Genomic DNA, 17,194 nt, shown 5'->3' with positions numbered 1-17,194 from the left:
TTGAATCCGGGCATGATCTGTACGCAGGTGAACAGGCGCACAGTGCCACCCGTCCCGTACGAAGGAGAGATCCGTGACCCGCAAGAACGGTGCGCGCACGGCCACTGACACGGCGAAGCAGAGCGTGCAGCAGGCGGCCGAGGCGGTGGCGCCGTACGCCGCCACCGCCAGGGACCAGTGCGCCCACATGGCGCACGAGGCGTTCGGGCGCTTCCGCCCGATGGTCTCCGACATGGCCGCGAACGCCCAGGTGGCGTACGGCGCCCACCTGGAGCCCCAGGTGCGGAAGGTGCGCGAGGCGGTGCCCGACGAGCTGGACAGGACCGCCTCCGACGTGGCCCGCCGGGCGCGCGAGGCGGCGGCGTACGCCGCCCCGCGCGTCCTGGGCGCCGCCGCGGCGACGAAGGCCGCGGCGGTCGCGACGAAGGCCGCCGCGGGCCCGGTGACCAGACAGGCCGCCGCCCGCGGCACCGCGGCGCTGTCGGCGCTGCGTGGCGAGGTGAGCCCGGCGGAGATCGACCGGCTGGCGCGCAGGCGCCACCGCCGCGCGGTCGTCGGCCGTACGGTCAAGCGCACCGCCGTCGTCGGCGCCCTCGGCGCCGCGGCGGTCGCCGCCTGGCGCTGGTGGGACCGCCAGGTCAACCCGGACTGGATGGTCGAACCCCCGGAGGCCACGGAACCCGGCAGCGACGCCTCCACCACCCGGATCGTCGACGACACCGAGTACATGGACCGCGAGACCCGCATCGACCGCGCCGACGCCGGCCGGGACGCGGACGCCGAGGCCCGCCAGGCGGCGGCGGACATGGACGCCGAGGGCGGCGGCACGGCCCGCTCGGAGGCGGGCGAGCCCACGGACACCGGCCGCGCGTACTACGAACGCGAGGACGACCTCTGACGGCGAGTGACGATCCGAGCCGTCGGGTCTGGTGACGTCGATCACGCCGAAGTCGCCGCGGAGGTCACCACGGGGACGTCTTCACTCCGCATGCGAACGCCCTCCGGAAGATCCCTTCCGGAGGGCGTTCGCATGCATCCGGTCCGCGGTGCAGATCGTGGAGCCTAGGAGAGTCGAACTCCTGACATCTGCCATGCAAAGACAGCGCTCTACCAACTGAGCTAAGGCCCCGAAGCGGCCCCCAGCCTACCCGCTCGGCGGGGGCGCTCGCATCGCGCTGATCCACGCGGCCGGGAGTCGGCCTACTCGCCGTCGCCCGGCCGCGTGACCAGGTTCACGGTGCTGCCCGGCTCCACCTCGGTGCCCGCCGGCGGGTCGTGCGCCATGACGATCGCGGCGTCGTCCGAGGGGGTGCCGGGGATGAAGCCGACGACCAGGCCCATGCCCTCCAACTGGGCCTTCGCCTCCCCGACGGTCTTGTTGGCCAGGTCCGTCGGCACCGTCAGCGTTTCCGGCTCGTCCGGCTCGACGGCGACGGTCACCGTGACCGTGTCGCCCTCCGTGGCCGCCGTGCCGCCCTCCGGGCTCTGCGCGATGACCGTCTCCGGGGCGGCGTCGGCCGTCTGCTGGTCGGTGCGCGAGACGACGAAGCCCTGGCCCTCCAGGGTCGACTTCGCGTCCTCGTACGACAGGTCGATGACCCGCGGGATGTTGATCGCCGCCGGCTCCGTCTCCTCCGGGGCGGCCGCGACGGTGAGCGTGACGAGGGAGTTCTTCGGGGCCTTGGTGTCGCCCGCGGGGTCCTGGCTCAGCACCTGCCCCTCCGGCTCGCTGGACTCCTGCTCCACCTGCTCGACGTCGAAGCTCGCCTCCCGCAGGGTGTCCTCGGCCTCGTCGGCGTCGACGCCCTCCACGTTCGGGACGGTGACCTGCTGCGTGCCCGAGCCCTTGGAGACGACCGCCGTGACCGTCGAACCGCGGTCGACGTCCTCGCCGGCCGGCGGGTTGGTGCTGCACACCGTGCCCTTGGGCTCGTCGCAGCGCTCCTCGCCGGACTTGGTCAGGGTGAGCTTGACGTTGCTCATGGAGTTCTGGGCGTCCGCGAACTTCTCGCCGACGACGTTCGGCACCTTGACCGGGTCCGCCCCCTGGTCGCCGAAGATGGACTTGCCGATGAAGATGGCACCCACGAGCACCAGGATGCCGGCGAGGATCAGCAGTACCGTCGACGTCGCGCCGCTGCGCTTCTGCTGCCGGCGGCGGCCCTGGCCGCGGTCGTCGTAGCCCATGCCGCCGTCGTCGTCCCGCGCGGGCGGCAGCATCGAGGTGCCGTAGCCGTTCTGCGGGGTCATGGCGGTGGTCGGGTTGTCGCCGCCGTAGCCGACGGCGCCCATCGCGGCGGCCGCCGCGACGGGCAGGCCCTCCAGCGCGGCGTCGATGTCGGCGCGCATCTCGTCGGCGCTCTGGTACCGGTAGTCCGGGTCCTTGACGAGCGCCTTCATCACGATGGCGTCCATCTCGGGCGTGACCTCGGGGTCGAACGTGCTCGGCGGCGGCGCCTCCTCGCGTACGTGCTGGTACGCCACCGCCACCGGGGAGTCGCCGACGAACGGCGGCCGGCCGGTCAGCAGCTCGTACAGCAGGCAGCCCGTCGAGTAGAGGTCGGAGCGGGCGTCGACCTGCTCGCCCTTGGCCTGCTCGGGGGAGAGGTACTGTGCGGTGCCGATGACCGCGGCGGTCTGCGTCATCGTCATGCCGGAGTCGCCCATCGCACGGGCGATGCCGAAGTCCATGACCTTGACCTGGCCGGTGCGCGTCAGCATGACGTTCGCCGGCTTGATGTCGCGGTGGACGATGCCGCTGCGGTGCGAGTACTCCAGGGCCTGGAGGATGCCGGTGCACATCTCCAGCGTGCGCTCGGGCAGCAGCTTGCGCCCGGAGTGCAGCAGCTCGCGCAGCGTGGAGCCGTCGACGTACTCCATGACGATGTACGGAATGGAGACGCTGTCGATGTAGTCCTCGCCGGTGTCGTACACGGCGACGATGGCGGGATGGTTCAGGGAGGCGGCGGACTGGGCCTCGCGGCGGAAGCGGGCCTGGAACGAGGGGTCGCGGGCCATGTCGGCGCGCAGCGTCTTGACCGCGACCGTGCGGCCGAGGCGGGTGTCGTGGGCGAGGTACACCTCGGCCATCCCGCCGCGGCCGAGCACCTGGCCCAGCTCGTACCGCCCGCCGAGGCGACGCGGCTCTTCCATAGCTTCTCCCAGCCCTCTTCCGTTCCTGCTCCCGTGCCGAAGTGGAGCGTCGGCACGGGGTGTCCGGCTCGTGCTGCTCGGCATACCGTACCGGGCGCGGATGACACCGTTCGGGCCAGACCGTCAGCCGATATCCGACCGGTATCCGACCGCTATCGGGTGACGCCGCGCACCCGCTCCGCGGTTCCCTTCATGCGGTCACTTTCCCGGCACACTTCCCCCGGGTGACATCCCCCGCCGCTCCACTCCTCACCCTTCCGTTCCCCGCCTGCGTTCCGCTTGCGTGCGGTCCGCTACCGCCCAAGACCGGCTTCCATGACGCTCTTCGCGATCGGCGCCGCGACGCCGCCACCGGAGATGTCGTCGCGGTTCGCGCTCGCGTCCTCGACGACGACGGCGACGGCGATCTGCTTGTCGCTGTCGGGGTCCTTGGCGTACGAGATGAACCAGGCGTACGGCAGGTCGCGGTTGTCGATGCCGTGCTGTGCGGTACCCGTCTTGCCGCCGACGGTGGCCCCGTCGATCTTGGCGTTGGAGCCCGTGCCCTCGTTGACGACGGTCTCCATCATCTGCTGCATCTTCTGCGCGTTCTCGCCGGACAGCGGCTCGCTCAGCGTCTGCGGCTGCGTCACCTCGATGTCGTTGAGGTTCGGCGCGACCAGCTTCTCGACCATGTACGGCTTCATCAGCTCGCCGTCGTTGGCGACGGCCGAGGCGACCATCGCCATCTGCAGCGGCGTCGCGCGGTTGGACGCCTGGCCGATGCCGCCCATGGCGTTCTGCGGGCGGTCCATCTCCGGGTAGATGCTCTCGGCGGCGCGGACCGGGGTGTCCAGCTCGGCGTTGCCGAAGCCGAACTTCTCGGACATCTCGATCATGCCCTCGTTGCCGACCTTGTCGCTGAGCATCGCGTAGACCGAGTTGCAGGACCACTGCAGCGCCTCGCGCAGGGTGGCGTCCTCGCACACGCCCTTGACCTCGTTGCCCAGGGTGTTGGTCGACAGCGGCAGCTTGTACGTCTCGGGGGCGCCGGTCGGCTCGTCCATGTCGTACTTGCCGCTCTCCAGTGCCGCCGCGGCGGTGACGACCTTGAACGTCGAACCGGGCGGGTACGTCTCGCGCAGCGCCCGGTTGAGCATCGGCTTGTCCTTGTCCTTGTCCAGCTCCACCCAGTTCTTCGAGTCCTTGTTGGAGTTGCCCGCGAAGGAGGACGGGTCGTAGCTGGGGCTGCTGGCCAGGCCGAGGATCGCGCCGGTCTCCGGGTCGATGGCGGCGACGGCGCCCTTGCGGTCGCCGAGCCCCTCGAACGCGGCCTTCTGCACGTTCGCGTCGAGGGTGGTGACGACGTTGCCGCCCTTCTTGTCCTTGCCGGTGATCATGTCGATCGTGCGGTTGAAGAACAGCCGGTCGTCGTTGCCGGTGAGGATGCCGTCGTTCAGCGCCTCCAACTGGTTGGCGCCGAACGCCTGGGAGGCGTAGCCGGTGACGGGGGCCCACAGGGGGCCGTCCTTGTAGGTGCGCTTGTACTTGAAGTCGCTGCCCGAGGTCTCGGTCGAGCCGGTGATCGCCTTGTCACCGACGATGATGTTGCCCCGGGGGTGGGCGTAGCGCTCGATGGCCACGCGCCGGTTGTCCTCGTGGTTGCGCAGCTCGTCGGCCTCGACGAACTGGATCCAGTTGACCCGGACGAGCAGGGCTATCACCAGCAGGCCGCAGAAGACGGCGACGCGGCGGAGTGGCTTGTTCATGTGCGTACCACCTGGGTCATCTCGGCGTCGGGCGAAGGTGCGGGCGCCGGCGCCGGCCTGCGCGCGGTGTCGCTGATGCGCAGCAGGATGGCGATCAGTGCCCAGTTGGCGATGACCGAGGAGCCACCCTGGGCGAGGAACGGCATCGTCATGCCGGTCAGCGGGATGAGCGCGGTGACGCCGCCGGCGACGACGAAGCACTGCAGCGCGAACGCGCCGGAGAGGCCGACCGCGAGCAGCTTGCCGAACGGGTCGCGGGCCGCGAGGGCCGTGCGCATGCCGCGCTCGATGAGGAGCCCGTAGAGGACGACGATCGCCATCAGGCCGGTCAGGCCCAGCTCCTCGCCGACGGTGGCGAGGATGTAGTCGCTCTTGGTGGCGATGCCGCCGATGAGGCGCGAGAAGCCCTGGCCGAGGCCGGAGCCGAAGAGGCCGCCGGAGCCGAAGGAGTACATCGCCTGCGCGGTCTCGGTCACCCCGTCGTTGACGGGGCTGCGCGCCAGCGGGTTCAGCCAGTTGTCGACGCGGTCGCCGATGTGGCTGTTGAAGGAGGTCACGCTGACCGCGCCGAGTGCGGACAGCAGCAGGCCGAAGACGATCCAGCTCGTGCGCTCCGTGGCCACGTAGAGCATGATCACGAACAGGCCGAAGAAGAGCAGCGAGGTGCCGAGGTCGGTCTCGAAGACCAGGATCATGAGGCTGAGGCCCCAGATCACCAGGATCGGGCCGAGGTCGCGGCCGCGCGGCAGGTACAGCCCCATGAAGCGGCGGCTGGCCAGCGCCAGGGCGTCCCGCTTGACCATCAGGTAGCCGGCGAAGAAGACCGCGATGACGATCTTCGCGAACTCGCCCGGCTGCAGCGAGCCGAGGCCCGGGATGCGGATCCAGATGCGGGCGCCGTTCACGTTCGCGCCCAGACCCGGCACCATCGGCATGATCAGCAGGACCAGCGCCGCGGCCATGGAGATGTACGTGTAACGCTGCAGGACCCGGTGGTCCTTGAGGAAGAGCAGCACGACGACGAAGAGCCCGACGCCGACCGCGGACCACATGAGCTGGCCGGGCGCCATCGGGCCGCCGAGGGTGGGCGTGGTCAGCGACGGCTCCTGGTCGAGGCGCCAGATCAGCACCAGGCCCAGGCCGTTGAGAAGGGTGGCGATCGGCAGCAGCAGCGGGTCGGAGTACGGGGCGAACTTCCGGACCACCAGGTGCGCGACGGCGGCCAGACAGCCGAGGCCCGCCGCGTAGCCGAAGACGCCGGCGGGGACCGTGTCCTCCTTCGCCAGGCCCACGTTGATGTACGCGAAGACCGGGATCAGTACGGCGAAGACGAGCATCGCCAGCTCTGTGTTGCGCCGACTGGGCGCAGCCACCGAACTGATGGTGCTGGTGTGGCTGCTGCTCATGTACGGTCCGCCCCCCAACGGGTTATTGGTTCGGGCACTGCCTCGCCAGTTTCTGCTCTTCCTCGGTCAACGAGGCTCCGGGTGCCGGCGACTCGGCCTTCTCGTCCCCCGCCTTGTCTCCGGCCTTGTCCGCTGCGTCGCCCTGCTTGTCGGGGTTCTGCTGCTCCTGCTCCTGCTGCCGCCGCTCGTCCTCCTGCGCGCGGGAGTCGGCGGCCTTGGCCTCCGCGACCGTACGGCAGACGTCGGCCTGCTCCTGGAGGTCGGCCACCTTCGCCTGGGCGTCGCCGAGGCTCTCCTCGGCGATGTTGTCCTCGACCCGCTTCTGCTGGTACCCGGGGAGGTACTTGAGCTCGATGTCCGGGTGGTCCTGGTGGACGGAGGACAGCTTCATCCAGGCGAGCTTCTGGTCGATGCCCTGGTACACGGCGACGTGGTCGTCCTTCGTGCCCACGTAGTACTGGGACTGGGTCCAGTCGTACGCCTTGTAGCCGCCGAACCCCAGCCCGCCGAGGACCACGGCGAGCAGCAGCCCGCGCTTGAGCCACTTGAAGCGGGGCGGGGCCTTGACGAAGTCCTCGTCGTTGTACGACAGCCCGTACGGGTCGCCGCCGTCGCCGGCCGGGCCGAAGCCGCCGGCCTGCGGCGGCGTGGGCCGGCCGAGGCCCGCGGCGCGGGCGGCCGGGGTCTGCATGCCGGCGGTGTCGATCTGGTGCTGGTTCTCGGCGACGGCGCCGACGACCAGGGGGGCGTCGTTGAGCCGGCCGGCCATGGTGTCGTCGTCCGCGGCGTCCAGGACGTCGGCGATGATGACGGTGATGTTGTCCGGGCCGCCGCCGCGCAGCGCCAGCTCGATCAGCTCCTGCACCGTCTCCTGCGGTCCGGCGTAGCCGGCGAGGGTGTTCTCCATCGTCTCGTGGCTGACCACGGACGACAGGCCGTCGGAGCAGACCAGGTAGCGGTCGCCGGCGCGCACCTCGCGGATGGACAGGTCGGGCTCGACCTGGTCGCCGCTGCCGAGCGCGCGCATGAGCAGCGAGCGCTGCGGGTGGGTGGTCGCCTCCTCCTCGGTGATGCGGTTCTCGTCGACGAGCCGCTGCACCCAGGTGTGGTCCTTGGTGATCTGCGTCAGCGCACCGTCGCGCAGCAGGTACGCGCGGGAGTCGCCGACGTGCACGAGGCCCAGCCGCTGGCCCGTCCAGAGCAGGGCCGTGAGCGTGGTGCCCATGCCCTCCAGGCGCGGGTCCTCCTCGACCATGCGGCGCAGCCGGTCGTTGGCGTGCTCCACGGTCGTACCGAGCGCGGTGAGCAGGTCGGAGCCCGGGACGTCCTCGTCCAGGGCGACCATGACGGAGATGACCTCGGAGCTGGCGACCTCGCCGGCGGCCTGGCCGCCCATGCCGTCGGCGATGGCGAGCAGCCGGGGACCGGCGTAGCCGGAGTCCTCGTTGTGGTCACGGATCATGCCCTCGTGCGACCCGGCGGCGAAGCGCAGAGAGAGGCTCATGCGCACCTCGCCGGTCGGCTCCGGGTACATCCGCATGGTGCCCGCCCTCCGGTCATGGTCTTCTACTTCCGCAGCTCGATGACGGTCTTGCCGATCCGGATCGGTGCGCCGGGCGGGATCGGCACCGGCGAGGTGAGCCGGGTCCGGTCGAGGTAGGTGCCGTTGGTGGAACCGAGGTCCTCCACGATCCAGCGCCCGTCACGGTCCGGATAGATCCTGGCATGCCGCGAGGAGGCGTAGTCGTCGTCCAGCACGATTGTCGAATCGTGGGCCCGTCCCAGGGTGATGGTCTGCCCCTGCAGGGTGACGGTGGTGCCCGTGAGCGACCCCTCGGTGACCACGAGTTTGGTCGGGGCCCCGCGCTGGCCCCGGCGCCCGCCGCGGCCGCCCCTGGCGTCCTGCGGCGGCGCCTGCGGCCGCGGTGGCGGCCGGTCCTGGGCGGCCGCCGCCCGCCGGGTGACCCGGGTGCCGAACAGGTCGCTGCGGATGACCTGTACGGCGACGATGACGAACAGCCACAGTACGGCGAGGAAACCCAGCCGCATGACCGTCAGGGTCAGCTCTGACATCGGCCCCGCTTCACCCTTCTTGCCGGTAGAGGACGGTGGTGTTGCCCACGCGGATGCGTGAGCCGTCGCGGAGCGTAGCGCGCTGGGTGTGCTGGTCGTCCACCACGATGCCGTTCGTGGACCCGAGATCCTGCACCATCGCGCCGCCGTCGAAGGTACGGATCTCGGCGTGCCGGCGGGAGACGCCGGGGTCGTCGATCCGCACGTCGGCTTCCGTGCTGCGCCCCAGGACCAGCGACTGCCTGGTCATCTGGTGGCGTACGCCGTTGATCTCCAGCCAGTGGCGCAGCCGGCGCGCGCCGCCGGGCGGGGCTCCGGCGGGGGCGCCGCCGGGCGGTCCTGGCGGCGGGCCCGCGGGCATCGGCGGGGGCTGGTGCTGCGGCGGCCGGCCGTAGGCGGCGTAGTCGCTCGGCTGGGAGCCGTAGCTGCCGGGGCTCGCGGGTCCGGGCGGCGCGGTGGGCGCACCGCCGGGCCGGCCCCGCGCGGGCGCCTGGGAGTGGCTGCCTGCCAGGGTGCGGCTGCGGATCCGGTAGAGGCCCGTGTCGAGGTCCTCGGCCTTCTCCAGGTGCACCTTTATCGGGCCCATGAAGGTGTAGCGCTGCTGCTGGGCGTAGTCGCGGACCATGGCGGCCAGCTCCTCGCCGAGCTGGCCGGAGTAGGGAGCGAGCCGGTCGTAGTCGGGGGCGCTCAGCTCCACGATGAAGTCGTTGGGCACGACGGTGCGCTCACGGTTCCAGATCGTGGCGTTGTTGTCGCACTCGCGCTGCAGGGCGCCGGCGATCTCCACCGGCTGCACCTCGGACTTGAACACCTTGGCGAAGGTGCCGTTGACGAGACCCTCGAGACGCTGCTCGAAGCGCTTGAGTACTCCCACGGGGCACCTCCTCTCCTACGGGCCTTCCCGCCGGGCCCTCGAACATGCTGCTCGAAACTGCACGCTGATCGTATCCACGCGCGGGGGAATGGACTGGTTCCCGGTCCCCGCCGCCGGTACGCGGTGTCCTCTCTCACACCTGTCTCACACCTGTCTCGCACCTGTCGGGACGACCGGCCGGCCGGTCGTCCCGCCCTGCTCCACCACCGTCCGCCCAGGCGTCCCCTGGGATGGTACGGGCGGCTCCTCCCAGTGTCCCGCACCAGCGGCCCCCGGTGGCCTCGGTGCGGGCAAATCGGATGTGATTCGGGCCCGGACCGCGTGCTAGTCTTCCTGACGTCAGCACGACGCCGGGCGGCCTGCAGCCGCGTACGGCACACCCTTTGCGCGGGTGGCGGAATAGGCAGACGCGCTGGATTCAGGTTCCAGTGTCCGAAAGGACGTGGGGGTTCAACTCCCCCCTCGCGCACACAGACATCGACGGAAGGTGCCCGGCCCGGGTGACGCAAGTCACCGGTGCGGGGAGCCTTCCGTCGTTTTGTTGTGCGCCCGGCGCCCCGCGCTCTTCGTGGGTGCGGCCCGGCTGAGGAGCCCGGACGCGGTTGCGCTCTTTCCCGGCAGGACGGCGCCGGTCGGCGATGTGTGAAACGGTTGAGGAGAGCGTCGGGCCGCCGCGGGGCGGCCCGGGTCTGGTTTCACGTGAAACGCCCGGACGGCGTAACGCGCCGCCCGGGGGGTTCCGGGGCGATCGGCGAAGGTGGTAGACCCGAGGGCACGAGGTCCGATTCGTCGCCGTACGCTGACGGGAACCGGGGTCCCGGGGTGCTCGTTGCACCGATGGGTGCCACGGTCAGCCGGGCCCAGCAATGTTCGTCAAGCGGCGCGGCCCGCGCCGGATTGGGGCAGGGTAAGTCATGGGTGTCAGCCTCGCTAAGGGTGGAAACGTCTCGCTGACGAAGGAGGCGCCGGGTCTCACCGCCGTCATCGTCGGTCTCGGCTGGGACGTGCGTACCACCACCGGCTCGGACTTCGACCTCGACGCCAGCGCGCTGCTGCTCGGCGCCGACGGGAAGGTCCTCTCGGACCAGCACTTCATCTTCTTCAACAACCTCAAGAGCCCCGACGGCTCCGTCGAGCACACCGGTGACAACCTCACCGGTGAGGGCGAGGGTGACGACGAGCAGGTGAAGGTGAACCTCGCGGGCGTGCCCGCCGAGATCGAGAAGATCAGCTTCCCGGTGTCGATCTACGAGGCCGAGAGCCGCCAGCAGAGCTTCGGCCAGGTGCGCAACGCGTTCATCCGCGTCGTCAACCAGGCCGACAACAACGAGATCGCCCGCTACGACCTCAGCGAGGACGCCTCGACCGAGACCGCCATGGTCTTCGGCGAGCTGTACCGCAACGGGGCCGAGTGGAAGTTCCGCGCCGTGGGCCAGGGCTACGCCTCGGGGCTGCGCGGCATCGCGCAGGACTTCGGCGTCAACGTCTGAGTCAACGTCCGAGCCGGTAACGGCTCTTGAGGCGGTGGATCCGCGGACCCTCGGGCCCGCGGCCCTCCCGCCCTGCCCGATCAGCGGACCGGCGACGGCGCAGCCGTCGCCGGTCTCGCCGTTTCCGGGGCCGGACCGCGGCGGTGGCGGTGCGGGGCCGTATGCGGCGGGCCACACCTGGCGGAACTGGCCGTCCCGCCCGCAGGCCCACCCCGTACGCTGGCGGGGTGACGGAACCCGCGGAGCCCGACGAGCAGACGCCCCCCGACGACGAGCACGCGCGCGCCGACGGGACAGGAAGCGGCGGCGAGCACGCCAAGGACGCGGACGGCGGCGAGAACACCGGCGCCGAGCGGCTGGAGCGCGCCGTACGGGCAGCGGAGCAGGCCCTGATCGAGTTCGAGGTGGCCGTCGAGACGTTCCGTATCGAGGTCGACAACTTCTCCCGGCTGCACCACCAGCGCCTCGGCCCCATGTACAGCCGCCTCGACGAGCTGGACGCCCTCATCGCCGAGGCCAGGGCCGAGCGGACCGGCGACCCGGAGGACAAGCGCCGGGCCGACGAGGCACGGGCGCTGGTGATGCCGATGCCCGGCGTCGAGGAGCTGTTCGGCGGCTGGCTCGACTCCGACGGGCTCTCGCCGGAGGCCGCCGACATGCTCACCGGCCGGCCGGTGTCGCCGCCGCCGCGGGTGCGGCCCAGCGAGGAGGCCCGCCGGCTCTACCGCGAGCTGGCCCGCATGGCGCACCCCGACCTCGCCCAGGACGAGCACGAGTCGGACCGGCGCAGCGCGTTCATCGCCCGGGTGAACACCGCGTACGCCTCCGGGGACGTCGAGGCGCTGACCGCGCTCAAGGCGGAGTGGCAGGCCGGACCCGCGCCCGAGGAGCCCAGGCGCAGCCGGGCCGAGGAGCTGTACGCGCGGCTGGAGTGGCTGGCGCAGCGCAAGGAGCTGCTGGTGTCGGTCGCGAAGCAGTTGGAGGAGGGCGCGATCGGGCAGATGCTGAAGCTGGCGCCCGACGACCCGGACCGGCTGCTGGAGGAGATCGCCGAGGAACTGCTGGCGCGGGTGTCGGAGAAGGAAGCGGCGCTCGCGGAGCTGGCGCACGGCTGAGCCGGGGCCGGGACGGAGCCGGGGCCCGGGGCGGGCGGTGGCGCGGGGGCTCCGGGCGGCGGTCCGGTAGCGTCGGGGCATGAGCTTTGGTCACGTACCCACGGTCGGCATCGACGAGCTGACGGAGACCGCCTTCCTCCTGGACGTCCGCGAGGACGACGAGTGGCAGGCCGGTCACGCCGAGGGCGCCCTGCATGTCCCGATGAGCCAGTTCGCCGCGCGCTACGGCGAGGTGACCGAGGCGGCGCCGCAGGACGGCCGGATCAACGTGATCTGCCGCTCCGGCGGGCGCTCGGCGCAGGTGGCGATGTACCTCGTGCAGCAGGGGATGGACGCCGTCAACGTCGCCGGGGGCATGGAGGCGTGGGCCGCCGCCGGGCGGCCGGTCGTGGACGACAAGGGCGCCGCGGGGCACGTGCTCTGACGCGGCCCGCGGCTGCGGTCGTGGCTACGGCCCGCGGCTCGTCCCGGTCAGCGGTCGAAGTCCAGCTCCACCTGCTCGGTCACCGGGTGCGACTGGCAGGCCAGCACGTAGCCGGCGGCCAGCTCGTCGGGCTCCAGCGCGTAGCTGCGGTCCATCCGGACCTCGCCGCGGACCAGGAACGCCCGGCACGTACCGCAGACGCCGCCCTTGCAGGCGTACGGGGCGTCCGGGCGGGCCCGTAGCACGGCGTCGAGCAGCTTCTCGCCCGGCCGCAGCGGCCAACTGCCGGAGCGGCCCGCGAGGGTGGCGGTCAGCGTGCTGTGCTCGGGCGCGGTGCCCGCGGGCTCGGGGGCCGGGGCGTCGTCGACGTGGAAGATCTCCTCGTGGATCCGGCGGCGGGGCACGCCTAGACTGCGCAGCCCTCGCTCGGCCTGCTGGATCAGCCCGAAGGGGCCGCACAGGAACCAGCCCGCGACGTCCGCCACCGGCAGCAGCGCGGGCAGCAGCTCCGCCAGCCGCGCCGCGTCCAGCCGCCCGGCGGGCAGCCCGGCCTGCTGCTCCTCGCGGCTGAGCGACTGCACGACCTGGAGCCGGTCGGGATAGCGGTCCTTGAGGTCGGCGACCTCCTCCAGGAACATCGCCGAGTCGGCCGAGCGGTCGCTGCGGACGAGGCAGAAGCGGGCCCGCGGGTCGCGCCCGAGGAGGGTCGCGGCGATCGACAGCACGGGCGTGATGCCGCTGCCGCCGACCACCGCGCCGTAGCGCCCGCCGGGGACGGCGGCGCCGCGCAGCCCGAAGCGGCCCGCGGGGGTGAGGACGGGCATGGTCTCCCCCGGCGCGAGCCGCCGGTTGACGTACGGCGAGCAGGCGCCGTCGGCGACCTCGCGGACGCCGACGGTCAGCTCGGCGGGCCCGGGGTCCTCGGGGGAGCAGATCGAGTACGTCCGCCGGTCGCTGGTGCCGCCCTCGGTGCCGGTGGGGATCCGCAGGGCGACGTGCTGCCCGGCCCGGAAGCCGTACGCGGCGCGCAGCTCGGGCGGCACGGCGAAGGTCACGGCGACGGCGTCGTCCGTGAGACGGCGGATGCCGGCGACCTTGAGGTCGTGGAAGACGGCGTGCCCCCGGGGTGCGGCGGCGGTCACGTCAGCTCCTTGAAGTGGTCGAAGGGCTCCAGGCAGGCGGTGCAGCGGCGGAGCGCCTTGCAGGCGGTGGAGGAGAACGGCGACAGCAACTCGGTCTCGGCGGAGCCGCAGTGGGGACACCGCACGGGCTCGCCTGCGGCGGGCCCGGCGGGGCGGGGCGAGGTGGGGGTGCCTGCCGTCGCGGTGCCGGCGTGGTCGGGAGCTGCGGCGGACGCGCTGCCGGTAGCTGCGGCCGCGGTTTCGCGCGGCGCCGGGCCGCGGCGGGGCGTCAGGGTGACCGGGACCGGGCCCTCGGGGCGCGTCGTACGAGGTGGGGCGATGCCCGACTCGGCGAGCTTGCGGCGGCCTTCCGGCGTGATGTCGTCCGTCGTCCACGGTGGCGCCAGCACCCGCCGTACCCGTACCTCCGCCATCCCGCCGCGCTCGCGCAGCACCCGCTCGATGTCCTCGGCCATGGACTCCACGGCCGGGCAGCCCGTGTACGTCGGCGTCAGCTCGACCTCCACCGCCGCCGTCCCCGTTCTGCGCACCCCGCGGACCACGCCCAGCTCCGCGAGCGTCAGCATCGGCAGCTCCGGGTCCGGCACGCTGCCGGCCAGCTCCCGCAGCCGCTCCTCCAGCGGGGTGTCCTGTGGGGCGTCCGTCACCATGACGCCCCCGGGTGGCTGCGGTGCAGGTGCTGCATCTCCGCGAGCATCCGGCCGAACGGCTCCGTGTGCACGCCCTCGCGCCCGGCCCCGGCCGACCAGCCCGTGCCGCGCGGGCCCTCGGGCAGCGCGAGAGCGGCGCGCTCCAGCACGCCGCCCACGGTCGCCAGCCACGCCGCCTCCAGCCCGGCCCAGTCCACCGCCAGGCCCTCGACCGGCCGGAACAGCTCGCCCGTGTACCGCCAGAGCGCGTCGAGGCCGGCGCGCATCCGGGCCTGTGAGGTCTCCGTGCCGTCGCCGAGGCGCAGGGTCCACTGTTCGGCGTGGTCGCGGTGGTACGCGACCTCCTTGACCGCCTTCGCCGCGAGCGGTGCCAGGGGCGACGGCTCACCGGCGGCGGCCAACTGCCCGTAGAGCAGCTCCTGGTAGACGGAGAAGTACAACTGGCGGGCGATCGTGTGCGCGAAGTCGCCGTTCGGCTGCTCGGCCAACTGCACGTTGCGGAAGGCGCGTTCCTCGCGGAGGAAGGCCAGCTCGTCCTCGTCGCCGACGAGGGAGAGAAGCGTGCGCGCCTGGCCGAGGAGGTCGAGCGCGATGTTCGCGAGGGCGACCTCCTCCTCCAGGACCGGCGCGTGGCCGGTCCACTCCGCGAGCCGGTGGGACAGCACGAGCGCGTCGTCCCCCAGCGCCAGCGCACCCGCGGCGGCCGCGGGGTCGAGGGGCGCCGGGGCGGCGGTGGCCGGGTCGGGGGCGGTGCTCACAGGTTCCGCACCCCCTCCGGCAGCTCGTAGAACGTGGGGTGCCGGTACGGCTTGTCGGCGGCGGGCGCGAAGAACGGGTCCTTCTCGTCGGGCGAGGAGGCCGTGACCGCCGTTGACGGCACGACCCACACCGAGACGCCCTCCTGGCGGCGGGTGTAGAGATCGCGCGCGTTGCGCAGGGCCATGGCGGCGTCCGGGGCGTGCAGCGAGCCGGCGTGCACGTGCGACAGGCCGCGCCTGCTGCGTACGAACACCTCCCACAGCGGCCAGTCCGCTGCCGCCGCCTCGGCGGCGCCGGACCCGGGGCCCGCCTCCGCGCCCGGCTCCGTACCGCCGCCGGCGGCCGGCGCGGTCATGCCGCCGCCTCCGCGGACTCCGCGGCGCGCGCCCGCTTCGCGGCGTACGCCGCGGCGGCGTCGCGCACCCACGCGCCGTCCTCGTGCGCCTGCCGCCTGCGGCCTATCCGCTGCTCGTTGCACGGCCCGTTCCCGCGGAGGACTTCCTTGAACTCCGCCCAGTCGATGGCGCCGAAGTCGTGCTGTCCCCGCTCCTCGTTCCACCGCAGGTCCGGGTCCGGGAGCGTCAGGCCCAGGATCTCGGCCTGCGGCACGCAGATGTCGACGAAGCGCTGCCGCAGTTCGTCGTTCGAGTGGCGCTTGATCTTCCAGGCCATGGACTGCGCCGAGTGTGCCGACTCGTCGTCGGGCGGGCCGAACATCATCAGCGACGGCCACCACCAGCGGTCGACGGCGTCCTGTGCCATCGCATGCTGCCCGGGGGTGCCGTGCGCGAGGGTGTGCAGCAGCTCGTACCCCTGGCGCTGGTGGAAGGACTCCTCCTTGCAGATGCGGACCATCGCGCGCGCGTACGGGCCGTAGGAGCAGCGGCACAGCGGCACCTGGTTGATGATCGCGGCGCCGTCCACGAGCCAGCCGATGGCGCCGACGTCGGCCCAGGTGAGCGTGGGGTAGTTGAAGATCGAGGAGTACTTCTGGCGGCCCGCGTGCAACTTGTCCAGCAACTCGTCCCGGCCGGTGCCCAGGGTCTCGGCGGCGCTGTAGAGATACAGGCCGTGGCCCGCCTCGTCCTGCACCTTGGCGAGCAGGATCGCCTTCCGGCGCAGGGAGGGGGCACGCGTCAGCCAGTTCGCCTCCGGCTGCATGCCGATGATCTCGGAGTGCGCGTGCTGGGCGATCTGGCGCACGAGCGTCGCCCGGTAGGCATCGGGCATCCAGTCGCGCGGCTCGATGCGCTCGTCAGCGGCGATCTTCGCCTCGAACGCGGCGGTGGCCTGCGGCGCGGTGTCCGCCGGCCCCGTGCCCGTACGGGACCGGGAACCCGGCTCGGCTCCTGACCCGCGGCCTCTTTCGGTGATCGTCTCCGGCATCTCGGCTCCCATACCTCCCGACCGACCGATCGTTCGGTTCCATGCTCCTTGCCCGGCCTTACCCTGTCAAGGTCGGTTTCTGCGCCCGCACGCTGCGCGGAGGCGGTCGGGGTGGGTAGCGTGCCGGTCCTAAGGACCGGAGGAGACGGGAGCCCGGGGGTTATGGAATCGCGCCAGCCGGACAAGAGCCGCGCCGGCATACCCGACGACGGGGGCGTCACGGGGGCGGAAGCAGCGGCGCCGGCGGAGCCCGCGGAGGGCGAGCCGGCGGCGGCGCCACGTCCGGTGCTCGGCATCGCCGGGCTGTCGCCGCTCTCGCGGATCATCGTCGCGCTGGCCATCGCGGTGCTGGTCGGCGTCGTCACCGTGCATCTGGGCGCAGGCTTCCTGCACGTCGCACCGGCCAACACGCTCAGCAAGAAGCACGACGAGACGATCGACCGCATCGTCTTCCCCGAGTTCGAGCAGAACTGGCGGCTCTTCGCGCCCAACCCGCTGCAGACCAACATCCACGTCGAGGTGCGCGCCCAGTTGCTGATGCCCGAGGGTGGCACCGAGGAGACCGGCTGGGTCGACCTCACCGCCATGGACCACGAGAACATCGAGGGCAACCCGGCCCCCAGCCACACCGTGCAGAACGAACTGCGCCGCGGCTGGGACTACTGGACCGACACCCACGACGAGGACAACCGCGCCATCTCCGACCGGGCCGACCTCGCCGAGGACTACGTCAAGCGCATCGTGATGCGGCGCCTGGGCCCCGTGCTGAACGACGGCCGGGTCGAGAAGATCCAGCTCCGGCAGACCAGCCGGCGGATCGCGCCGCCGCCGTGGAGCAGCGAGCAGTGGGACACCGCGCCGGTCTACCGGGAGCTGCCCTGGTGGATCGTCACGGGGGAGGACCTGATGAAGAGCGACCGTGTGGTGTGGGAGGGGAGCACCCAGTGACCTCGGCACCGCACACGCCCCCGGAG

16 protein-coding genes and 2 tRNA genes are annotated in these 17,194 nt (G+C 72.1%); 6 read left to right on the top strand and 12 right to left on the bottom strand.

What is annotated here, in order from left to right:
- Positions 1–73 precede the first annotated feature (73 nt).
- The gene (locus CXR04_RS17985; RefSeq protein WP_101423409.1) at positions 74–898 is read left to right on the top strand and encodes a DUF5324 family protein; all 825 of its coding nucleotides are present in this window, start codon (positions 74–76) and stop codon (positions 896–898) included.
- A 158-nt stretch (positions 899–1,056) separates the two neighbouring features.
- Here CXR04_RS17985 and CXR04_RS17980 read toward each other — a convergent pair.
- The 7 genes from CXR04_RS17980 to CXR04_RS17950 all read right to left on the bottom strand — a co-directional run bounded on the left by CXR04_RS17980 (position 1,057) and on the right by CXR04_RS17950 (position 9,254).
- A tRNA-Ala gene (locus CXR04_RS17980) sits at positions 1,057–1,129 on the bottom strand.
- A gap of 71 nt (positions 1,130–1,200) precedes the next feature.
- Positions 1,201–3,153 (bottom strand): Stk1 family PASTA domain-containing Ser/Thr kinase, encoded by a 1,953-nt coding sequence (gene pknB, locus CXR04_RS17975; protein ID WP_101423408.1) that lies wholly within the window; start codon positions 3,151–3,153, stop codon positions 1,201–1,203.
- A gap of 293 nt (positions 3,154–3,446) precedes the next feature.
- On the bottom strand, positions 3,447–4,901 hold the full coding sequence (locus CXR04_RS17970) for a peptidoglycan D,D-transpeptidase FtsI family protein (RefSeq protein WP_101423407.1): 1,455 nt from the start codon (positions 4,899–4,901) through the stop codon (positions 3,447–3,449).
- Positions 4,898–6,307 carry an FtsW/RodA/SpoVE family cell cycle protein gene (locus tag CXR04_RS17965; RefSeq protein ID WP_101423406.1) on the bottom strand — a complete coding sequence of 470 codons (1,410 nt, stop codon included), beginning with the start codon at positions 6,305–6,307 and terminating at the stop codon, positions 4,898–4,900. Before CXR04_RS17965 ends, CXR04_RS17970 begins: the two co-directional genes overlap by 4 nt.
- 22 nt (positions 6,308–6,329) lie before the next feature.
- A complete protein-coding gene (locus tag CXR04_RS17960; RefSeq protein WP_101423405.1) occupies positions 6,330–7,847 on the bottom strand; it encodes a PP2C family protein-serine/threonine phosphatase in 1,518 nt (505 codons plus the stop codon).
- 26 nt (positions 7,848–7,873) lie between these two features.
- On the bottom strand, positions 7,874–8,380 hold the full coding sequence (locus CXR04_RS17955) for an FHA domain-containing protein FhaB/FipA (protein ID WP_027752962.1): 507 nt from the start codon (positions 8,378–8,380) through the stop codon (positions 7,874–7,876).
- 10 nt (positions 8,381–8,390) lie between these two features.
- Positions 8,391–9,254, bottom strand: a complete 864-nt coding sequence (locus CXR04_RS17950) for an FhaA domain-containing protein (RefSeq protein ID WP_101423404.1) — start codon at positions 9,252–9,254, stop codon at positions 8,391–8,393.
- 385 nt (positions 9,255–9,639) lie between these two features.
- Between CXR04_RS17950 and CXR04_RS17945 the strand changes: the two genes are divergently transcribed.
- From CXR04_RS17945 to CXR04_RS17930, 4 genes are all read left to right on the top strand, one after another.
- Positions 9,640–9,723, top strand: a tRNA-Leu gene (locus CXR04_RS17945).
- A 445-nt stretch (positions 9,724–10,168) separates the two neighbouring features.
- Complete coding sequence (locus CXR04_RS17940) at positions 10,169–10,744, top strand: TerD family protein (RefSeq protein ID WP_018840686.1); 576 nt, start codon at positions 10,169–10,171, stop codon at positions 10,742–10,744.
- Between the two features lie 227 nt (positions 10,745–10,971).
- Entirely contained in the window at positions 10,972–11,859 is an 888-nt protein-coding gene (locus CXR04_RS17935) for a hypothetical protein (protein ID WP_101423403.1), read from the top strand.
- 79 nt (positions 11,860–11,938) lie between these two features.
- A complete protein-coding gene (locus CXR04_RS17930; RefSeq protein WP_047016830.1) occupies positions 11,939–12,283 on the top strand; it encodes a rhodanese-like domain-containing protein in 345 nt (114 codons plus the stop codon).
- 47 nt (positions 12,284–12,330) lie between these two features.
- Here CXR04_RS17930 and CXR04_RS17925 read toward each other — a convergent pair whose 3' ends face one another.
- Genes CXR04_RS17925 through paaA form a run of 5 tightly spaced genes read right to left on the bottom strand, consistent with a single transcriptional unit; the run spans position 12,331 to position 16,220 of the window.
- Positions 12,331–13,425, bottom strand: coding sequence for a 2Fe-2S iron-sulfur cluster-binding protein (locus tag CXR04_RS17925; protein ID WP_101423402.1), 1,095 nt, complete (start codon positions 13,423–13,425; stop codon positions 12,331–12,333).
- Positions 13,422–14,075, bottom strand: a complete 654-nt coding sequence (gene paaD / locus CXR04_RS17920) for a 1,2-phenylacetyl-CoA epoxidase subunit PaaD (protein ID WP_101423401.1) — start codon at positions 14,073–14,075, stop codon at positions 13,422–13,424. The genes CXR04_RS17925 and paaD overlap by 4 nt, the downstream gene beginning before the upstream one ends.
- On the bottom strand, positions 14,069–14,833 hold the full coding sequence (gene paaC / locus CXR04_RS17915; RefSeq protein WP_101423400.1) for a 1,2-phenylacetyl-CoA epoxidase subunit PaaC: 765 nt from the start codon (positions 14,831–14,833) through the stop codon (positions 14,069–14,071). Before paaC ends, paaD begins: the two co-directional genes overlap by 7 nt.
- Positions 14,830–15,189 carry a 1,2-phenylacetyl-CoA epoxidase subunit PaaB gene (gene paaB, locus CXR04_RS17910; protein ID WP_101423399.1) on the bottom strand — a complete coding sequence of 120 codons (360 nt, stop codon included), beginning with the start codon at positions 15,187–15,189 and terminating at the stop codon, positions 14,830–14,832. Before paaB ends, paaC begins: the two co-directional genes overlap by 4 nt.
- The gene (gene paaA, locus CXR04_RS17905; protein WP_101426449.1) at positions 15,186–16,220 is read right to left on the bottom strand and encodes a 1,2-phenylacetyl-CoA epoxidase subunit PaaA; all 1,035 of its coding nucleotides are present in this window, start codon (positions 16,218–16,220) and stop codon (positions 15,186–15,188) included. Before paaA ends, paaB begins: the two co-directional genes overlap by 4 nt.
- 162 nt (positions 16,221–16,382) lie before the next feature.
- On the opposite strand from paaA, the gene CXR04_RS17900 reads away from it, so the two are divergent.
- Entirely contained in the window at positions 16,383–17,168 is a 786-nt protein-coding gene (locus CXR04_RS17900) for a DUF5819 family protein (RefSeq protein WP_101423398.1), read from the top strand.
- Positions 17,169–17,194 lie beyond the last annotated feature (26 nt).

The sequence above is a fragment of the Streptomyces sp. CMB-StM0423 genome, from assembly GCF_002847285.1.
GTDB lineage: Bacteria > Actinomycetota > Actinomycetes > Streptomycetales > Streptomycetaceae > Streptomyces.
The sequence above is the reverse complement of the archived record's forward strand: the minus strand, read 5'-3'. Positions and strand labels throughout refer to the sequence as shown.